Genomic DNA, 18,048 nt, shown 5'->3' with positions numbered 1-18,048 from the left:
CACAATTAAGGCGCTTTTATTTTCTTTGTTACTTTTTTACGTTGGTAAAATTTCTTGATAAATCAATTCTCTATTCTTCAAAATAACAATAAAAAACAGCATGTCGAATCGATAATTGCTATGGCGGTTTACCAAGCTGACAATGCGAAGTGGCTTCGCGAAGCCATTGAAAGCATGATTGAGCAGTCTTACACAGATTTTCTTTTCGTTATTGTCGTCGATGGACCTGTACCTCAAAAAATAATTCGCGTACTAGAGGATGTAGCAAGTAAAGACGATAGGGTAATAATAGCGTCGAATAGTCACAATGTGGGGCTAGCGAGTAGCATGAACTCAGTTGCTGAGTTCGGTATGCAGTTTAACCCATCGTTTTTCATAAGAATGGATGCGGATGATATTTCTGAAGAAAACCGCCTTCTACGTCAAATCACCTACCTTAAAAAGCACAACAATATTTCTGTACTAGGATCAGCGCTAACAGAAGTTAACGAAAGTGGTGTTAAAGTTGGCGCACGAGTAATGCCCGCTTCGCACAGACAGATCGTTCGTATCTTGCCGAGACGATGCTCGCTAAACCATCCAACAGTAGTGATTCGTTACAATGTATTTAATGATGGGCATCGTTACGACAGTGACTTGTTAAACACACAAGACTATTTTTTCTGGATAACCTTAGCGTCTAAGGGGTATATCTTTAGGAACTTAAAAGATCGACTTTTGAAGTTCAGACGGGTTAATAACTTTTATAAACGTCGAGGCTTAAGTAAGTCGCTCAACGAGTTCAGAGCACGTTTATATGCCATACGTAAATTAAAGCAACTTTCACCCTATAACTTTTTTTACGCTTGTGGTGTTTTAGCATTGAGGTTAATGCCTGGAAAAGTGGTTAAACTTGCCTATAAACTTGATAGACATTTACTGGAAAGGTTTGGTAAACATTGAGCGTCGGCGTTGTTGTTATACTATTTAATCCTAATGTTGAGCACGTGCGTAGTCTCATCGATGCTTTTTGTGCCCCTGACTGGAACGTCATCTTAGTTGATAATTCTCCAAGTCCTCAACAGGCTCTTTTAACAACTGATGTTACTTATCTTCATTACCCCTCAAATATTGGTATCGCCCACGCTCAGAATGTCGGCTTGAAAGTGCTCTTTAATGAGGGAAGCGACTACGCCTTTTTGCTTGATCAAGATAGTTTGTTTTCTCCCGATATTGCTGTTGAGTTAGTGAGGCAATTCCAAGACCTTGAGCAACGTTCCCCAATTGCAGCCATAGGCCCTTCTATCTATTGCCAATTTTCAGAGTGTGTCGATCAGGGTGTTCTACAAAAAGGGAAGCAGGTTTCCGAAAAGTTAAAAACAGTAAAGCAAATCATTGCCTCAGGCATGTTAATTTCCAAACGTGCGTTTGAACGCGTGGGTGAAAAAGAAAATGAGCTCTTCATCGATGGCGTTGATCACGAATGGTGCTGGCGTGCACGAGCCAAGGGCATGGTTATCTATCAGTCGCTCAGTGCATGTATGCCTCATCGACAAGGCGATGATAGAGTGAAAATTTGCGGTGTGACATTCAAGCAGGGCGCACCGATAAGGCTCTATTATCAGTTTCGTAACGTACTCATTTTAGCGCGTCGCCATTACGTACCTCTTTATTGGAAACTTCGTCATGTTTGTGCAATACCTCTGAGGTATCTTGTAAACAGATATTGCTTTGAGCAAGGCAAAACGCGAGGCGCTTTCATGTGGGCAGGACTCAAAGACGGATTAAAACGCAAAACCGGCCCCATAGAGCATGCACTAATTCCAAAGAGTAGTGTGAAAAAAAGCGACACTTGATGTGTAGGAAAGGAAAGACAAACCATAAAGGCTTTCACTATTATGGTGCATTAGATATTATTTATCCCTAATTTTGTGCTTTTATCGGTGGTTTTGAGCTGTTTTGCCCATTTTCAATACACAGACGCTCTAAAAAGGTAATTGGAACATCGATTGCATTAGTCTTGCGAACAACAGTGAATATATCTCAGCTTAAGGAATAACAAACGGCTGAAAGTCGACTTAGGCGTGTATTTAGGATTTTAAAAAAGGATATTAACTATGAGTCAGGTTAAAAAAGCGGTAATCCCTGTAGCGGGCCTTGGGACGAGAATGCTCCCAGCAACGAAAGCTATTCCAAAAGAGATGTTGCCAGTGGTTGATAAGCCATTGATCCAATACGTGGTAAGCGAATGTGTTGCTGCAGGACTAAAAGAAATTATCCTAGTAACGCACGCGAGTAAAAACAGTATTGAAAACCACTTTGATACCTCTTTTGAGCTAGAAGCCACACTAGAAAAGCGTGTAAAACGCCAACTGTTAGAAGAAGTTCAGTCAATCTGTCCAAAAGATGTAACTATCATGCATATTCGCCAAGGCGTTGCGAATGGACTTGGTCACGCAGTACTTTGTGCTCGACCTCTGATTGGCGATGCGCCATTTGCGGTAGTACTACCTGACGTTATTATTGATGATGCAGCAAGTAATCCTAAAAAGGATAACCTTGCAGACATGGTTGCCAAATTTAACACCAGCCGAGTAAGTCAGGTTATGGTTGAGCAGGTACCAGACGAAGATATCTCTAAATTTGGTATCGCAGACTTAGACGGCGCGGCAATTGCGCCAGGTGAGTCAGCGAAGATTCACAAAATGGTAGAGAAGCCGCCTCGCGACGAAGCACCTTCTGACCTTGCCGTTGTAGGCCGATACGTTCTGTCAGAAAAAATCTGGGATCTGTTAGAGTTCACGCCTCCAGGCGCAGGTGGTGAAGTTCAGCTTACTGATGCTATTGATGCATTGATGAAACTTGAACAAGTTGATGCCTACTACATGAAAGGTAAGAGTCACGATTGCGGTAGTAAGTTGGGTTACATGAAAGCTAACGTTGAATATGCGTTACGTCATCCATCGTTAGGCGACGAATTTAAAGAATACTTAGCTTCTGTTGTTAAATAGTCTTACTAGGGCTTGTTGACCTTTAGTGTAGATGAAAGGACAGCAGGCCTAAGGCAATTAAATAGCTTTAAACGATTAAAAATGCGCCCTTGCGGCGCATTTTTTGTGTGTGGAGCCAGCGTACCGCCTATTCGCTTTAGTCCTTCTATCTTACCTGTACATAGCCTTCAATTTTATTAAGCATCTTTTCACCGATACCTTTCACTTGAGTTAATTGTGCGACCTCAAGAAACGGGCCTACTTCTTCACGATATTTAATAATAGCTTTCGCTTTAGATTGTCCAACGCCGGGTAGGGTAATTAATTGCTCTACGGTCGCCGAGTTTAAATCGATACGTTGTTGTTGGCTTGTACCTTCATTAGCTTGCGAATTTTCTCTATCCGCTGGTTGAGCGTGAACCGCTGGCGTTTGAATGGCTAGTGCAGATAGTACGAGTAAACCTGAGATTAATTTTTTCATCATCTTTCCTTGTATGTTGCTAAGCGCGCCATAAAGCGTTATCGGCGCAATATTTAAGTAAATGGGTTTAAGTCATGTACCAAAGCGCGCTGACTTTTGTAACCTAGATGCAAGCGGAGCAGGCCTCTTTAAAAATTTCCTGTCTTCTGTTGTGACCAAGTTACAAAGCTCAGCACACTTCAACGTGTACAAAGGAAATAATAAAGGTGAACGAGAAAAGCGGTAGTCCAGTTTTAGTACAGTTTAAAGCAGGGGAGTGATTAATAGAGGCATAAAAAAACGGGCTATTAAGCCCGTTTTGAAATAATTGAAAAGTGTAAGCTCAAACGCTTATAGGCGGTCAAGAAGCGCCTGAGTGAACTCGGTTGTACCTGCTTCACCACCAAGGTCACGTGTTGTGCGATCGCCAGACTCGATAACGTCTTTTAGTGCTGCGCGAATTTTCTCTGCTTTATCGCCCATGTTTAAGTACTCAAGCATTTGCGCTGCTGCCAAGATTACTGACGTCGGGTTAGCTAAGTTCTTACCAGCAATGTCTGGTGCAGAACCGTGAACGGCTTCGAAGATTGCACAATCTTCACCGATGTTTGCACCTGGTGCCATACCAAGACCACCAACTAGACCAGCACATAGGTCAGATAGAATGTCACCGAAAAGGTTAGTCGTAACGATAACGTCAAACTGATGCGGGTTCATCACAAGCTGCATACAGCAGTTATCAACGATCATTTCAGCTGACTCGATGTCAGGATAGCGCTCACCAACTTCACGGGCTACTTTAAGGAAAAGACCTGATGTTGACTTAAGGATGTTAGCTTTGTGAACAGCTGTTACTTTCTTACGACCTTCACGGCGCGCTAATTCATAAGCAAAAACAACGATTTTTTCAGCGCCGTCACGAGTGATCTTACTCATTGCTTCAGCTTCGTTACCGTCTTCTGATACAACTTGGCCAAGACCAGAGTACATACCTTGCGTGTTTTCACGAACGGTAATGATATCGATGTCTTCGTAACGTGCTTTTGTACCTTTGAATGACATCACAGGACGAAGGTTTGCGTACAGTTTGAACTGCTTGCGAAGACTAACGTTGATTGAAGTAAAACCTTCACCAACGGGGGTCGTTAAAGGACCTTTAAGCGCAACTTTGTTTTTTGCGATTAGGTCTAAAGTTTCTTGAGGTAGAAGCTCGCCATGTTCTTCCAGTGCGACTAGGCCAGCATCGGCATAGTCATAGGCAAAGTCACAGCCAACCTTATCTAAAATTTTTGTGGTTGCATCGATAATGTCCGGGCCAATGCCGTCACCGCGAATGACTGTAATACGTTGCTGAGTCATGTGGAGGGATCCTCTGGTAATTCTGTTGTCAAAATCGTTAGGTTTATTCAATTTGTAGCTTGGCGTTTATGAGCCAATTTCTGCCTGCTTACTTATTATAATGGAAAATGTAGGGAAAAAGGGTTAAGCACTGCAAAAGTTGCCGTATTTTATACGATACCTGGCGCAAGTTATAGCCATTCGTAAAGATTAATTAAATAGCCGAGTACGATGTTTAGGAGTAAATGGCGTTACTGCGCGAGCGGACAGAACAAAAGTGACCCATTAGCGTCTAGCGCGTTTACCACATCATCTCGTCGAATACCTAGGATATTTAAAAGTGTTTTGATACTGATATCCTGAAGTAATGAATAAATATCCTGATTAAATAAGCACGCTTTGGCGAGAGCGAAGCTCAACACCAGAATTGCTTGTTCCTTTTGAACTGATCTAGGAACGTCCGTACTTACTTTACTACATTGGTGTATAACGGCACGCCACGTCGAGCTTTGATGCCAACTTCCAGCAAGTTCAGAAGCGATTGCTAGCCAAGGCGTGTCAGGTTTGACCTTGAATGCGCTATTAATGGACACAGCTTTGCTGAGGTCGACGGGTAATGCTCGTGACACTTTAAACCCTGGTAGCGTGAACAAGGGAGTACAAACAAAGGTCATAGTCAATGCGGCAGATTGCGGCGAAAACTTCGAATCGGCGAGTTGTGCGAAATAGCTTGCAAATGAACAAGCCAATAAAGTTAATTGCTTGCACATGCCCATCAGTGGAAATTGGTTTTGCGTTAGCCGTTCTAACAGCGCAAATTGAATAAGCATGTCACCCACACGTTCAATGCCGTAGGTCAAAACCGCCTGTTTAATGCTTTTAACCGGAAGCTGAAGACGGTTGTCCTGACTCGCAGTGTGCATCAAAAAGTGATTAAACGTGGGCACGCTTTCAATTTTTTTGCAAAGTTGTTCAATATCTACATCGCGCTTTTGCAGCTCATCGATAATAGTTATAAGAGCTTTAGGGGGATGCTGAATTGCGAATGTAGAAGGTAAAAATGGTGTGCCGCCATGATTTACTCTCACAGTGGCGGTATCAGTGTAATGAGCAACAAAGTGCTCAAACGGCATTGATAGTGAAATGGGAGAGCGTATTGACGATAGAGGAAGCCACTTTCCATCTTCATCGCCTTGGCTAAGCATAAATACGTAGCCGTGATTTTGCTGAATGTCGACTAGCGCGCCCGGTACGCCGTTTGCGTAAACCTTTGCGCCAGGTAGCACACCATTAAATAGGTTGATAAGTGGTGCAATAGGGGGACGATGATGTGCTGGAAGGCGTAAAACGATCTGAGTGAAAACCTCACGATAATCTGCTTTTTTTGTTTTAGTAGCGAAAACATTTGCTAGGAGACAAAGCCTTTGAACCATATTAAGCCGAATGTCTGCAACGTAGTTTATGGGCTTGTCTGACCGAAATGCTTTTTGAAGTTTAATGATATCCAGCCAAATCGAGAGATTGTGTTTACGCAAAAAGCGAATGATATTGGCCGTTTGGTCGCTTGGTGTTCCTTTACTTGAAAGCCAGAGGGATGCGAGTAAAGACGCAAGCACATGTTGTAAATAGTGGTCGTTTAATCGGCAAAGCTTGCCAAACAGCGCCAATAATAAAAGATGTTGAGTATCTTTGGGAAGGTCATTATCGATGTGTAACGTTGCTGCAGCAAGCGCTGGATTGGCGTTTACTAAAGTCAGGATCCGTTTAGCGATTTTCAACCAATGGTTTATACGCTGCTCGACAGAAAGTTCAGTGTTACCTAACTGAACCAGGCGTTTAAGCGTGGAAATGATGTCGCTCACTCCCCATCCTTCTAACTTTTTTGGTAACTGGAGTAAGCCCCTTCACCCCATGCAATAAGTTTGTCGTTTTCAAAAAGCAACGGTGTACATTCATCTTGCGTGGTTAAGCCGTCAGCGCGCACATGTTGTGTCCTAAAAAACATAACTTGAATAGCTGTGGCACCCTGTCGCTTGGCTTCTGTAATGTCAGGTGAGCCTAGTAACGCCAAAACTTCTTCTCTTGTACTGCCTAACTTTAACTTGGTTATTTGGACACGGTTATATTCTTCACGGTCTTTCCAATCCATATTCTCAGGCTTATCGGGATAGAACGCGATAACCATAAAAACAAACACCGCATAAAGGGCGATGCCAGCTAAAATTAGACGAATAACCTTGGTATTCATGACCGTTACTTCTCGTTTTTCTTTACTTGAATGCTACTGCAAGCCAAAGCCCGACATTGTTCGGGAGCCACGCATAGGCTAAATGTGCACTACATTCATTCGTTAAACAATACTCTCTAATAGTGTACCGCAAAACGACTACTAAACATAAGTAGTAAACGTAAGCAAATGCGTCTTGCCACGGTCTCGTGTTATTCGCTGTTTCTCTTATCGTTCTTTACAACGTAACATGGTTCGTACGCGCTACCAGGCAGTTTCATTCTATGCTGTTTTACAAACGACTCGAGTAGCGTATCAACCTTCTCCATCAGTGTACTATCACCGGTGAGCTCAAACGGACCATGTTTTTTGATCTGAGCAATGCCTTCTGCTTTTACGTTACCCGCAACAATGCCTGAAAACGCTTTGCGCAAATTGGCCGCTAGATCACTTTTACTTTGATCTAAGTGCAGTTGAAGGTCGGCCATACTCTCATGCGTTGGAATAAAGGGCTGTTGAAAGTCTTGTTCAATTTTTAATGACCAATTAAAGCTGAATGCGTCACCCATCGCACCTCTGAACTTCGTCACTTTTTCAAGGTGTTTATTCATGGTGCGTGCTACTTCTTCTGGGTCATCCACAATGATTTGATATTTTGACTGTGCTTCTGGACCCAGTGTTGCACCAACAAAGGCGTCTATGGCTTCAAAGTATTCTTCGCTACCAGCTGGCCCTGTTAGAATGAAAGGAAAAGGTTGCTGCGCATTGCGTTCATTCATCAAAATGCCAAGCAGATAAAGTAATTCTTCGGCAGTGCCTACACCGCCTGGAAACACGATAATGCCATGTCCGAGTCTAACAAACGCTTCTAAACGCTTTTCAATATCAGGCATGATAATGAGCTCGTTGACAATGGCGTTGGGCGGCTCGGCGGCAATAATACTCGGCTCAGAGATGCCAATGTAACGGCCTGTCTTGTGGCGTTGCTTTGCATGGCCGATGGTGGCGCCCTTCATTGGACCCTTCATCGCTCCAGGCCCACATCCTGTGCAAATATTCATGTCGCGCAAGCCGAGCTGATAGCCCACTTCTTTCGTGTATTTGTACTCAACTTGATTAATGGAATGGCCGCCCCAGCAGACAATTGTGTTTACGCCATCGTTCCCTTCAAGCGCTTTAGCGTGGCGTAGCATGTCAAACACCATGTCTGTGATGTCGTTACCTTCAGCCGGTGCGGTTTGATGAAGAAATGCGTACTTGTTACCCATGTAAAGCAGGTCGCGAAGGACCGCAAATAGATGTTCGTGTACACCACGAACGAGTTTTTCGTCAACGAAAGCCACTTCAGGAGGGTTCACGAGTTCTATTTTTACGCCCCGTTCACGACGAATGAGTTTTATTTCAAAATTTTCATAAGGAGCAAAAAGTGCTTCGAAATTGTCTTCGTCAACGCCGCTGTTCAATACTGCTAGGCAACAGTTTCTGAACATAGCAAAGAGCTCGCTGTTGGTGGCGTCTTGAAGACGAGAAACTTCTACTTGTGATAGCTGGCTCATCCAGCCAACAGGGTTAAGCTGCACTTTCTTCATATTTTTACTTCCTATAAGTCAGTGCTTAAATCAGTGACTACGAGGTTGCGGCCGTTTCGTTTTGCTTTATAGAGGTACTCATCGGCGCGTTCAAACACAGTTTCAGTAGTATCATTGTCATTGAAACAGGTTGCGCCAAAAGATGCGGTGATTTTTACTTTTTCTTGCTTGAATTTAAACGGCATTGCAGCAAGTTTAGTTCTAACTTCATTAAGCTTTTTATCTATATCTGCCATCTGCGCCTGAGGCAGTAGCATTACAAACTCTTCTCCTCCCCACCTGGCAATAAAATCATTTTCGGACAAGCTTTGTTTTAAGAATTTACTCACTACCTGAAGGGTTTTATCGCCTGCTGCGTGCCCGAATCTATCGTTGATTGACTTAAAATGATCAATATCCACAACGGCGACCGCAAGCAAGTCACCATTTTCTTTAAATTTAGTGAAAGCAGCTTCTAGTCTCTCATTATACGCCTGCCTGTTTGGAAGCCGAGTGAGGGGGTCGGTGCGGCTTTGCATTGCTTGTTCGGCCAGCTTCTTTTTATAGACGCTGGTTTGCTGCTGAAGTGTATCTATTCGCGATTGCATAGAGGAGAGCAGTGCCATTAGCGCTTCTTGACCTTGCTGATCGTTGCTTTGTTGCTCGCTTAACGTAGTCACAAGCTTTTCTACGCGAAACTGTGTCTGCTCCTTAAGTGCTTCTAGAGAACTGCTTTCCGATACGGCTTCTTCGATGTGAATAATGTCACGTTTAAGTTGCTCATTACCAGCTTGGCGCTGCTCGAACTGGGCTTGGCTGCCTTGGATCGTATTGCTGACGTCGCTACTCACTTCACCTAATGAACGGTGCAGACTCTGAATCACTTTTCCTGTTAAGCTCGCCTCTGACATAGCGTCTTGAACGATCATGCGCAAAATTACAACGCAGCTTTTAAGCAGCTGGTCTTCATCCATGCCTTCATCAAGACGTTGCTTTATATCATTGAGTTGCTGATCGTTAGGTTTTTTTTGCGCATAAGAAGCAATAAGGTGATTAAGCTCAACCAAAATAGAACGGTAGTGAGGGTTATCATCTTTAATCGAACGAGCCGATGTGCTTTCATTGTTGGTGGACTTAGTTTCTGTGTTTTCAGATGGCTCAAGTCCAACCATTTTCTTGTTAAGCGCAATGCGGTGAAGCGCAATGGCTTTTGAGTAAAGTTTATAAATACTGAAGATATCACCTACAGGTTGATTTAGCTTAATCAATTCCTGCGTGGTTAACCCTTTTAATTCAGTATCTTCAAATACAATTTTCTGTAGTTGTTTCATTGCATCTTCTAGCGATGAAACAGTATCAACACTGTATTTTCTAAGCGTTATTTCTTGATGCTGAAGTGATTTGTTGAGTTTCTCTATGCTCACAGCGGCAAGACTAAAATTAGGTGTGCCTGAAAGGTGGCCTCGTAACACCTTAAGTTCAGTATCGATCTTATCCGAGAAGCCCTCATAAAATGCTGAGAGTTTCACAATAAACTGACAAAGAAGCGCGTTATTTTGTTTTAGGGTTTGTAGTTGTTTTGCTTCCATAATCTCGTCTTTGTTCTAATTCGCTATTACTGCCGCGGCTTAGGTAGCGTTGGTAGGTACTTCACCGTTATATTACTGACGTGCTTGACGATGATTAGCATAAGGCGCTTCGTAATTTGAACGGAAAGGATTGATATCTAAACCTCCTCGTCGTGTGTAACGCGCACAAACGGTTAACTTATCTGGCTGACAATGCTGCATGATGTCGTTGTAAATGCGCTCAACGCATTGCTCATGAAACTCGTTGTGTTGCCTAAAGCTAATTAGATATTTCAAAAGCCCTTCGTGTTCAATAGCTTTTCCTTCATACCTTATTTGAATACTAGCCCAATCTGGCTGACTTGTGATTAAACAATTAGATTTAAGTAAATGAGAAACAAGCGTCTCTTGAATACCTGTTTCATTTTTCGCAACAGTCAAATATTGAGTATTAGGGGAATATTGATCGATTTCTACATCCAGACTATCTAACAAGGTTCCGGTAAATTCTTGGAATTGTAGCGAAGAAAACTGCTCTGGAAGAATTAGTTTTACCTCGACAGGCTCCCCTGCGCACGCTGACAAATCCGCTTGAAGCACTTGTCGTACGTCCTCTGCTGAAGCGAATTTTGTTTGGTTGAAGCTATTCAAATATAGCTTAAATGATTTTGATTCGATTAGGTTCTTTGAGGTAATAGGAACGTGGCATTCTAAAATTGCCACATTAGGTTTACCCTTTAAATTAAGCCAAGAAAGTTCGTATCCTGTCCAAGTGTCGATACCATCAAAAGGTAAACCTGAGCCGGCCAAGTTCAACGTATCACGACTTAGACTGCGCGGCACGCCTTGCAACAAGTCAGGATTATATTCAAATTCATAGTCAACCTGTTTACCTAAGGAGAGGTCATCAGGTGCAGAGATAGTAATTTTTTGAGGTGAGTTGTCCGTCGACATAAGAACCTTTTATGTATCTACGCGGGATTTAAATTGTTGAACTGCACAGCGACACACAGTCTTACGGCGCAGTAGAATTAACCCCAGTATTGACTTAACTGTTTAGTTGTATAGTGTACCCCAAAAATACGCAGGTAACGTCATAATGGCTCTAACAATTTCAGCACAATTAGATAAATTTGTATCATCTTATGTCGAACAGGCCGAGGGCGAGGGACTCAAGATAGCATTTGATAGCGAGTGGCCCTCGCCGTGCTATGAGACGACGGCGCAAGACGGTAAGCTTGTTAGATGGTCTCCTACGCTTCAATCGCCTGTGCAGTCTTTCAGTAATGTTGAAGAGGCATTATCGCTAAAGCTAAATCCTGACTACTGCGAGTATTTTACTCGTTACTACAGCGATAATTTAAAGGCTAACGCCCCGCAAGGTCGCTGTGAATTGCTTCAAGTTTTCAATACCGAAGATTTTGAAAGATTACAGCAAAACTTGATTGGGCATTTGTTGATGAAGCAAAGACTTAGGCAAGCGCCAACATTGTTTTTTGGTTTAACTGACGAAGAAGATTTTATTTTAACCGTTGTCAACGAAAGTGGCGAAGTGGCACTTGAGCAGGTTGGCAGAGAGCCTGCCAAAATTCTTGCGCCATCTCTTGCGGTGTTTATTGAGCAACTTACACCTGCTATATGACGTTAATGCTTTGACTGACGTCAATCAGACCTAAAATTACCGGCCTGCAAGACTAAAAGCTATTGGGCGTTAATAATTTGATGTAGCGCCCGCTTTAACTCCGCCACTTCTTTTTCTAACGTCTCTACCCGTGCATGCAAATTGCCCGGCTCATCAGTTGTGGCAACAGGATTATGTTGTGCTACGTTTTCGTCCTTAGATACCTCTAACTTAGGTTTGTGTGTGTTAAATCGCTTAATCGCTTCAATAGCTTCGGTTACCGATACCTTAAAGGGAGCTTTTGCACGTAAAATGCCTACGGACGGTGTTTTTCCTTCTTTATGCATTTGAAGGCACAAAACGTGAAGTTGCTGCAGGTTAGCGTTACTCATAATACGAAAATGGTTGAAAGTCATGAATATTAGCAGTGTAGCCTGTCTACGTAGTCAATTTCACTAATAAGTTACTGATTTCACTATTTTTCAAAGCCTTCGTAGATTGGTGTTATTAAGATTGGTATAAAAATCAATGATTTAATTTTTGGCCTTAATCTTGTTTACCAACCATAACTTACATTATCACGCATAAACGCAGTGGTTCTTACGTTAGCGCATTTATGTCTATTCAGTGTCGGTTCACAAAGTAGGCGTAGTATCGAATAAAAACAACACACATAATTAAGGAATTCACATGAAAACGGTTCTTCTTTCAGTAGCTTTGGCATCTTCAGTTTTGCTTTCAGGTTGTGTCGTATCAGTAGGTGGCGGTTCAGATAGTCACTATGGTGCTGATTGGGAAGACAGAGAGTTTAACAATCGTAAACACATCGCGAATCTTGAAACAGGGACAACTTACGAAAGTGTATTGAGAAAAATGGGCGTTGCGGATTTCAATGAACTGTTCGAAAAGCAAGACGGCACATATCGCGTACTTTACTACCGAACTCAAAAAACGATGGGCGATGGTATCACCACAAAAGACGAGTGTACGCCGTTGGTTTTCAGAAATGGAAACTTAGTTGGCTGGGGTGACAGTGCTTATAGCTTAATGCACTAATAATCGTTAGTTGGTAATTGATTACGAAAGTAGGCATTACTAACTGTTTTTAAATGTTAATAAAAAGTTAACATGCAGGGGTTTTTCGCGTAGGCTAAAGTTTAATCAGTTTAAGTGGGTGGTTGGCGCAATGATAAAAGTTGTGCGGTAGTGTCCACTTCTCTCATTTTGTTTAAATGGGTAAAAGCAGCTGTATAACTTTGCGTACAAGGAGCCCCTGATGAATACTGATGCTATTAATAATGCAATAGCCCCCTTGCAAGACACGGTTAAAGCCATCTATCTATCTGTAGATGATCTCAAAGTTGCCGCCTCTATTCTTTACAATGCGTATGTAGATGACCCATTGTTCATTGACATTTTCCAAGCAGAAAAAGAAGGTTATGAAAGCCGTCTACGGTCAGCTATCCGTGAAGAGCTCAATGCATTTTGGGTTGCAGAGCAGCCGATGATTGGCCTGTTCGATGATGAGCGGCTTATTGCCGTTGCATGCTTGACCGCGCCCGATGCAGCATTTGGTTCAGGACGTTACTGGCACTGGAGATTGCGGATGCTTTTAACGGCAGGTTTGTTCGGTACAAAGCAAATGCTAGAGAAAGAAGAAAAAGTGCGAGCATTAGTTCCCGCCGATAACTTCCACATGCTGAGTTTCATCGCAGTGCATCCAGATTATCAACATCATGGGCTTGGGCATATTTTACTTGGCGCTATTGATAGCGTGGTAGAGGAAGATGAAAAAAGTGAGGGTGTTTCGGTATTCGTGACTATAGAAAAACATCGCGCTTTCTTTAACGATGACAATTATCAGGTTGTAGGACAACTAAGCCTTTCTCATGTGAACGGTGAGGTGATGTTCAGGCTAAAATGATGCTTTTTTATTCGATTTGATACTCCTACCAAAGCCTCACCAGTTGCAATTCTTATCTTTACACCAAATTTACGACAGCGTTTGTAAGACATTTCCTACAAACGCTGTGAGTGATCTTACCTAAATGATGAAAGATTAATTTATACTAAAGTATAAGGTCATTGATTGTATTGAAGTTTTTAAAAATTAGTCAAAAGTCGTACAAGAATCTTTCTTAAATCTCTGTAATTCAATATGGCGGTAATAATTGGAAGGGATACTATGAACATGTCACAAGGAAACACGACGAGTCACGGATTGAGTCAAGGATCTTCAACGGAATAAGTTAGGACAACTTAAGGATGAGACTCCCACAAGGCAGTGGGGAAAGGGAAAGGAAAGCAGATAGGACACTGCATTTACAGGATGTTAGAAACGGATTTTAAAGGATATAAAGGAATTCAGGGACGTAAAGTGTGAAAGGACTTCGCATACAGGATGTAGCAGGGAAAAATGGACGAGAGCTAGCAAGGAGCTAGAGGCAAGGAGCCAACGGCAGGAGAGCCATCAAGGAATTTCTAGTTTGCATGGACGAGCAAACCAAGGATGAAAGAAGGACATGCTAAAGGATTAGCAAAGCTGTAGCAGGATGTGCAGCGAAAAATGGAACGAAGGAAGGGATCGTCAGCGGAGCCTGACAAGGACAGCCTCAGGATGAGGAACACTGCATGTAGGATGTGCAGTAATTTAGGAAAAAAGGAAAGGGACCTACGCATGGAAGTGTAGCTCGCACAGGAAGGCGCGAGAGTAGATGGAAAGGGGCGTATACGGATTTTAATCGGGAAGATTTTAGTCGCAAAGGATCGCGGAGAAGGATACTCAAAATTCCAGGAAAAAGGGGAGCCGCTAGGTTCCCCTTTTTTTTGCGTTGTTTATTACCAATCCGTATGCATTTGTTATGTAAAACCTGACCTGAATGGTGAATTAAGAACCGCTCACGCTTTTTGACATAGAAGCTTAAACTCTATGCGGCGGCACCTCTGTTCGCATAACCCTTACACCTATCAATTCAACTTCCCCAGTATATCGATCCTCACCATTACTCGAAAACTCAAAGTTGAATACACTGTGCCAGTCAGGCTTTCCATATTTGAATGAAAATCGTGTTTTAGCTCTTGCCACACTCAGCAATTGTAAACCGTGTTTATCGCAGTATTGCTTTAGGTAAGTGTTTGTTTGCTCAGAAATGGCTCGAATGCGCCAAAACTGATAGCCAGTAAACCCAATAACCATCCACACCACTAACTCAAGTAACGTCATTTACTTTCTCGCTTGTGCAAACAATTGTTGAAATGCATTGCTGAGAATCTGAGGGTTGGCTTTGGAATGCAGGAGTGTTAGCACTTGTCTGCGTAACTTCGGGACTTGTACTAAATCTGAAAAGAAGCCTGCGAATAAGGCGCCCTTATGACCCTCTTTTTCATCAACGTTTGCCGCCTGCTCTAAAAAGGCACTAAGCAGTAGTGGTTCCATTTGCTCGAAATGACGTGCTGCAATAACGCTTAAAATATCAAGTCTCTGCGACTTTTCGCTTTTTAATAGTTCGAGTAGTTTGTTGTTAATGGTCGGGTTAAAGGTACCCTCTGACGTGCCTCTTAACGCCGCTAAATTGATTTCGTCACTTTTATCTATCTCATCCAAATACGCCGCTAATAAATTTTCAGGCAGAGAAACGCTTTCACTCATTTCCATCAATGTGTTAAGAAAAACCTGTGAGTAGAGTGAAGTGTTGGTTTCAATTGCTTGCGTTAATTTGTCTTGTTTGGGGTGTTGGCTTAGGCTTTGTACAAAGTCGGCCACGCTCTGCATGGATATCTGCTGCCAGTCAACCAGTTGTGGGGTTTGAATGTAGGCCTCAACTTTCTGCGCCTCTTCACTTAAAGGTTGGTTTAGGGTGCGTTTAACTAGTGCGTTAAATTGAGCGAGCTGCGATTGATTGGGAACAAACGAATAAGGATTATCAGGCAGAGTTTGCGCGTTTTCAGTATCTTCAGCAACAGACTGACCTAGTGCATCAACAATAATCTCTAGAAAATGATTTCTTGCTGCGGCAACCACTAAGCCTTGCTCATCAAGCGGCAGTTTCACAAACCAAATATAGTGTTGCGTGGAGGCATTTTTATTCCAAAAGACGATGCCGAACCACGCATGCTGCTGACGAGGGTAGGGCGCGTAAGCACTGCCGTTTTCTATTTCTAGAAAGGTTTGACTATCGGTGGGTTCAAGGCGACGACCTAAATCAAAAACCTGATATTCAGTGCCTGCATGTAACAAAAACTCGCTGATAGAATTAATACCGTTAGCGCTCATAACTCGTTCCAAAATACTGCTTTAATCAAAATTTGCCAGGCTGTCACATCTATTCAAAGGGGCACGTCGATGAGATACCGCCGACAAAGACGGGTAATGGTATCACAGCAGAAGAAATTCAACGATAAGACACGTGGACTTATGTTGACCTTTAGCCCCTGATATACTGCGCGCTTCGAAATAGAAGCGTTTTTGAGTTGCGGAGAGGATGTGATTAAAACGAATAGCACTCATCACATAGCATTAAGTAAAGCATTGATACAATTAGAAACAGACATGTATCAGGATGGTATTTGGCCAAATGAAGAGCCTGCGGAACAAGACCTAAAAAATGCCACGGAAAGCTCAGTTCCTTTTGCGGTCGACTGTTTAGCGTTTGAGAGTTGGTTGGCTTTTATTTTTATTCCCAAAATGCGCATTTTGTTGAAACAGGAAATGCCTTTACCACCCATGCAAATTACGCCTGCAGCAGAAATATATCTGTCATCGGCGCATCAGCGCACTCTGTCCCAGCTTCAAGTTATTGATAATATTGCCAATGGAGACATTGGGTGAGCAAACACAACGCACTATGCAGAACGATTTAAAAGGCCAATTAACTGTGCATTCAGATGAGCAAACAATAGGAAAGGTAGACGTTGGTGAGGAAGATAGCGTTAATGCTCTTCATTTACCTGTGCTGTACCAAGATGAACATATCATCGCGATTGAGAAGCCGCCTGGCCTACTAGTACATAGAAGCCCGATTGATAGACACGAAACTGTGTTTGCGGTGCAGACACTCAGAGATCAAATAGGCCAGCACGTCTATCCTGCTCATCGTTTAGACCGACCCACTTCAGGTGTGCTGGTGTTTAGCTTTAGCTCAGAAATTGCAGCAAAGCTTGGACAGCAGATGATGGACAAGCAGGTAGTAAAAACGTATCACGCTATAGTTCGCGGTTTTGTGCATCACACAGGGTATATCGATTACGCCCTAAAATACCGCTACGACAAAATTGCAGACAAGCATAAGCGCCCGCAGCAGCCGCCACAACCTGCATCAACTATGTATCAGTCAGTGGCAAAATTCGAAGTGCCTGAGCCTGTGGGCAAATACCAAAGTGCACGATATTCGCTAGTTAAGCTTTCTCCTAGTACCGGTCGCAAACATCAGCTTCGTCGGCACATGGTTCATATTCGTCACCCCATTATCGGCGACACGACCCACGGGGACGGCAAACAAAACAAATTCGCCAAGCAGCACTTTAATTTTAACAATTTGGCCTTAAGTTGTACTCAAATGGGCTTTTCTCATCCTATCACTGGAAAGTGGGTAACGATTAATTCACAGATGCACAGTGAAATGCGACTATGGCTCGAAAAATTAGCGCCGTTTTGCGTTTAGGTTGATAAAATAGTAAGAATTTCCGCCTGTCGACAAAGGCGACGATCATTGGTTTAAGAGGTAAAAATGGCAACATTGAAAATTATTGCGGGTACAGTTTACGGCAATGCGCAACACGTAGCTGAGCAGGTGGAAGAGAACTTAGCTGAACAGGGCGTGGATTGCTCACTAGAAAGCGACCCGTCGGTTGCAGATTTTACTGATGCTGACGCACTTTTGATCATTACCTCTACAACAGGGCAGGGCGATGTACCACCAAACCTTGAGTTTGTGTTTTCAGATCTGAAAGACGAATCGCCTATGCTAACCGGCAAGCCATTCGCGGTAGCAGCGCTAGGCGATAGCAGCTATGGCGATAGTTTCTGTGGTGCGGGTAAACAGTTTCATGCGTTACTGACCGAGCTACAAGGTAACGCAGTTGCCGATATGTTAGAAGTTGACGCGATTGAAACCCTAGAGCCCGAAAAAGACGTAGTAGAGTGGGTTAACACCATTAAAGATAAGCTGTTGGCTTAAGTCTTAGGAGTGTCCTGATTACGAAAAGAAAGAGGCGCATAAGCGCCTCAGACTGTTGAAAAAGCCCTAGACGAAAGTCTGGGGCTTTGATCTAATAGGCATAGTGAAATTCGGAGTGTTC

19 protein-coding genes are annotated in these 18,048 nt (G+C 43.0%); 9 read left to right on the top strand and 10 right to left on the bottom strand.

All coding sequences use genetic code 11. The features are described 5' to 3' along the window. Window positions 1-54 precede the first annotated feature (54 nt). From NO989_RS13015 to galU, 3 genes are all read left to right on the top strand, one after another. Window positions 55-942, top strand: coding sequence for a glycosyltransferase (locus NO989_RS13015; protein WP_371342696.1), 888 nt, complete (start codon window positions 55-57; stop codon window positions 940-942). Continuing rightward, window positions 939-1,835 carry a glycosyltransferase family 2 protein gene (locus NO989_RS13010; RefSeq protein WP_371342695.1) on the top strand — a complete coding sequence of 299 codons (897 nt, stop codon included), beginning with the start codon at window positions 939-941 and terminating at the stop codon, window positions 1,833-1,835. Before NO989_RS13015 ends, NO989_RS13010 begins: the two co-directional genes overlap by 4 nt. Before the next feature lie 261 nt (window positions 1,836-2,096). After that, window positions 2,097-2,990 (top strand): UTP--glucose-1-phosphate uridylyltransferase GalU, encoded by an 894-nt coding sequence (gene galU / locus NO989_RS13005; protein WP_014975843.1) that lies wholly within the window; start codon window positions 2,097-2,099, stop codon window positions 2,988-2,990. A 145-nt stretch (window positions 2,991-3,135) separates the two neighbouring features. On the opposite strand, the gene NO989_RS13000 is transcribed toward galU, so the two are convergent. The 7 genes from NO989_RS13000 to queF all read right to left on the bottom strand — a co-directional run bounded on the left by NO989_RS13000 (window position 3,136) and on the right by queF (window position 11,084). Further along, window positions 3,136-3,450 (bottom strand): ComEA family DNA-binding protein, encoded by a 315-nt coding sequence (locus NO989_RS13000; RefSeq protein WP_156086037.1) that lies wholly within the window; start codon window positions 3,448-3,450, stop codon window positions 3,136-3,138. 330 nt (window positions 3,451-3,780) lie between these two features. Next, window positions 3,781-4,788, bottom strand: a complete 1,008-nt coding sequence (locus tag NO989_RS12995) for an isocitrate dehydrogenase (protein WP_014948534.1) — start codon at window positions 4,786-4,788, stop codon at window positions 3,781-3,783. Window positions 4,789-5,018: 230 nt separating this feature from the next. Beyond that, window positions 5,019-6,629, bottom strand: coding sequence for a histidine kinase (locus tag NO989_RS12990; protein ID WP_156086038.1), 1,611 nt, complete (start codon window positions 6,627-6,629; stop codon window positions 5,019-5,021). An 11-nt stretch (window positions 6,630-6,640) separates the two neighbouring features. Beyond that, complete coding sequence (locus NO989_RS12985) at window positions 6,641-7,015, bottom strand: DUF3192 domain-containing protein (RefSeq protein ID WP_014948536.1); 375 nt, start codon at window positions 7,013-7,015, stop codon at window positions 6,641-6,643. A 191-nt stretch (window positions 7,016-7,206) separates the two neighbouring features. Next, window positions 7,207-8,583, bottom strand: coding sequence for a nucleotide 5'-monophosphate nucleosidase PpnN (gene ppnN / locus NO989_RS12980; RefSeq protein WP_371342694.1), 1,377 nt, complete (start codon window positions 8,581-8,583; stop codon window positions 7,207-7,209). 11 nt (window positions 8,584-8,594) lie between these two features. After that, a complete protein-coding gene (locus NO989_RS12975; RefSeq protein WP_156086039.1) occupies window positions 8,595-10,151 on the bottom strand; it encodes a diguanylate cyclase in 1,557 nt (518 codons plus the stop codon). A gap of 72 nt (window positions 10,152-10,223) precedes the next feature. After that, complete coding sequence (gene queF / locus NO989_RS12970) at window positions 10,224-11,084, bottom strand: NADPH-dependent 7-cyano-7-deazaguanine reductase QueF (RefSeq protein ID WP_283626523.1); 861 nt, start codon at window positions 11,082-11,084, stop codon at window positions 10,224-10,226. Between the two features lie 145 nt (window positions 11,085-11,229). Between queF and syd the strand changes: the two genes are divergently transcribed. Then, the gene (syd, locus tag NO989_RS12965) at window positions 11,230-11,772 is read left to right on the top strand and encodes a SecY-interacting protein (protein ID WP_101563636.1); all 543 of its coding nucleotides are present in this window, start codon (window positions 11,230-11,232) and stop codon (window positions 11,770-11,772) included. A 59-nt stretch (window positions 11,773-11,831) separates the two neighbouring features. Here syd and NO989_RS12960 read toward each other — a convergent pair whose 3' ends face one another. Next, complete coding sequence (locus NO989_RS12960) at window positions 11,832-12,143, bottom strand: hypothetical protein (protein ID WP_371342693.1); 312 nt, start codon at window positions 12,141-12,143, stop codon at window positions 11,832-11,834. A gap of 298 nt (window positions 12,144-12,441) precedes the next feature. On the opposite strand from NO989_RS12960, the gene NO989_RS12955 reads away from it, so the two are divergent. Then, complete coding sequence (locus NO989_RS12955; protein WP_014948542.1) at window positions 12,442-12,807, top strand: DUF3192 domain-containing protein; 366 nt, start codon at window positions 12,442-12,444, stop codon at window positions 12,805-12,807. Window positions 12,808-13,027: 220 nt separating this feature from the next. Further along, entirely contained in the window at window positions 13,028-13,675 is a 648-nt protein-coding gene (locus NO989_RS12950; RefSeq protein ID WP_014948543.1) for a GNAT family N-acetyltransferase, read from the top strand. 996 nt (window positions 13,676-14,671) lie between these two features. On the opposite strand, the gene NO989_RS12945 is transcribed toward NO989_RS12950, so the two are convergent. Continuing rightward, the gene (locus tag NO989_RS12945) at window positions 14,672-14,974 is read right to left on the bottom strand and encodes a DUF3301 domain-containing protein (protein ID WP_049585979.1); all 303 of its coding nucleotides are present in this window, start codon (window positions 14,972-14,974) and stop codon (window positions 14,672-14,674) included. Next, window positions 14,975-16,024 carry a DUF3549 family protein gene (locus NO989_RS12940; RefSeq protein ID WP_371342692.1) on the bottom strand — a complete coding sequence of 350 codons (1,050 nt, stop codon included), beginning with the start codon at window positions 16,022-16,024 and terminating at the stop codon, window positions 14,975-14,977. Window positions 16,025-16,234: 210 nt separating this feature from the next. Between NO989_RS12940 and NO989_RS12935 the strand changes: the two genes are divergently transcribed. The 3 genes from NO989_RS12935 to NO989_RS12925 all read left to right on the top strand — a co-directional run bounded on the left by NO989_RS12935 (window position 16,235) and on the right by NO989_RS12925 (window position 17,927). Next, window positions 16,235-16,579 carry a YqcC family protein gene (locus NO989_RS12935; protein ID WP_249922587.1) on the top strand — a complete coding sequence of 115 codons (345 nt, stop codon included), beginning with the start codon at window positions 16,235-16,237 and terminating at the stop codon, window positions 16,577-16,579. Continuing rightward, complete coding sequence (gene truC / locus NO989_RS12930; protein WP_075176106.1) at window positions 16,572-17,411, top strand: tRNA pseudouridine(65) synthase TruC; 840 nt, start codon at window positions 16,572-16,574, stop codon at window positions 17,409-17,411. The genes NO989_RS12935 and truC overlap by 8 nt, the downstream gene beginning before the upstream one ends. Before the next feature lie 66 nt (window positions 17,412-17,477). After that, window positions 17,478-17,927, top strand: coding sequence for a flavodoxin domain-containing protein (locus tag NO989_RS12925; protein ID WP_069943864.1), 450 nt, complete (start codon window positions 17,478-17,480; stop codon window positions 17,925-17,927). Window positions 17,928-18,048: the final 121 nt, after the last annotated feature.

Origin of the sequence: Alteromonas sp. DY56-G5, from assembly GCF_041414725.1 — a bacterium.
Lineage (GTDB): Bacteria > Pseudomonadota > Gammaproteobacteria > Enterobacterales > Alteromonadaceae > Alteromonas > Alteromonas macleodii.
This window is presented reverse-complemented; position numbering and strand designations above follow the sequence as displayed.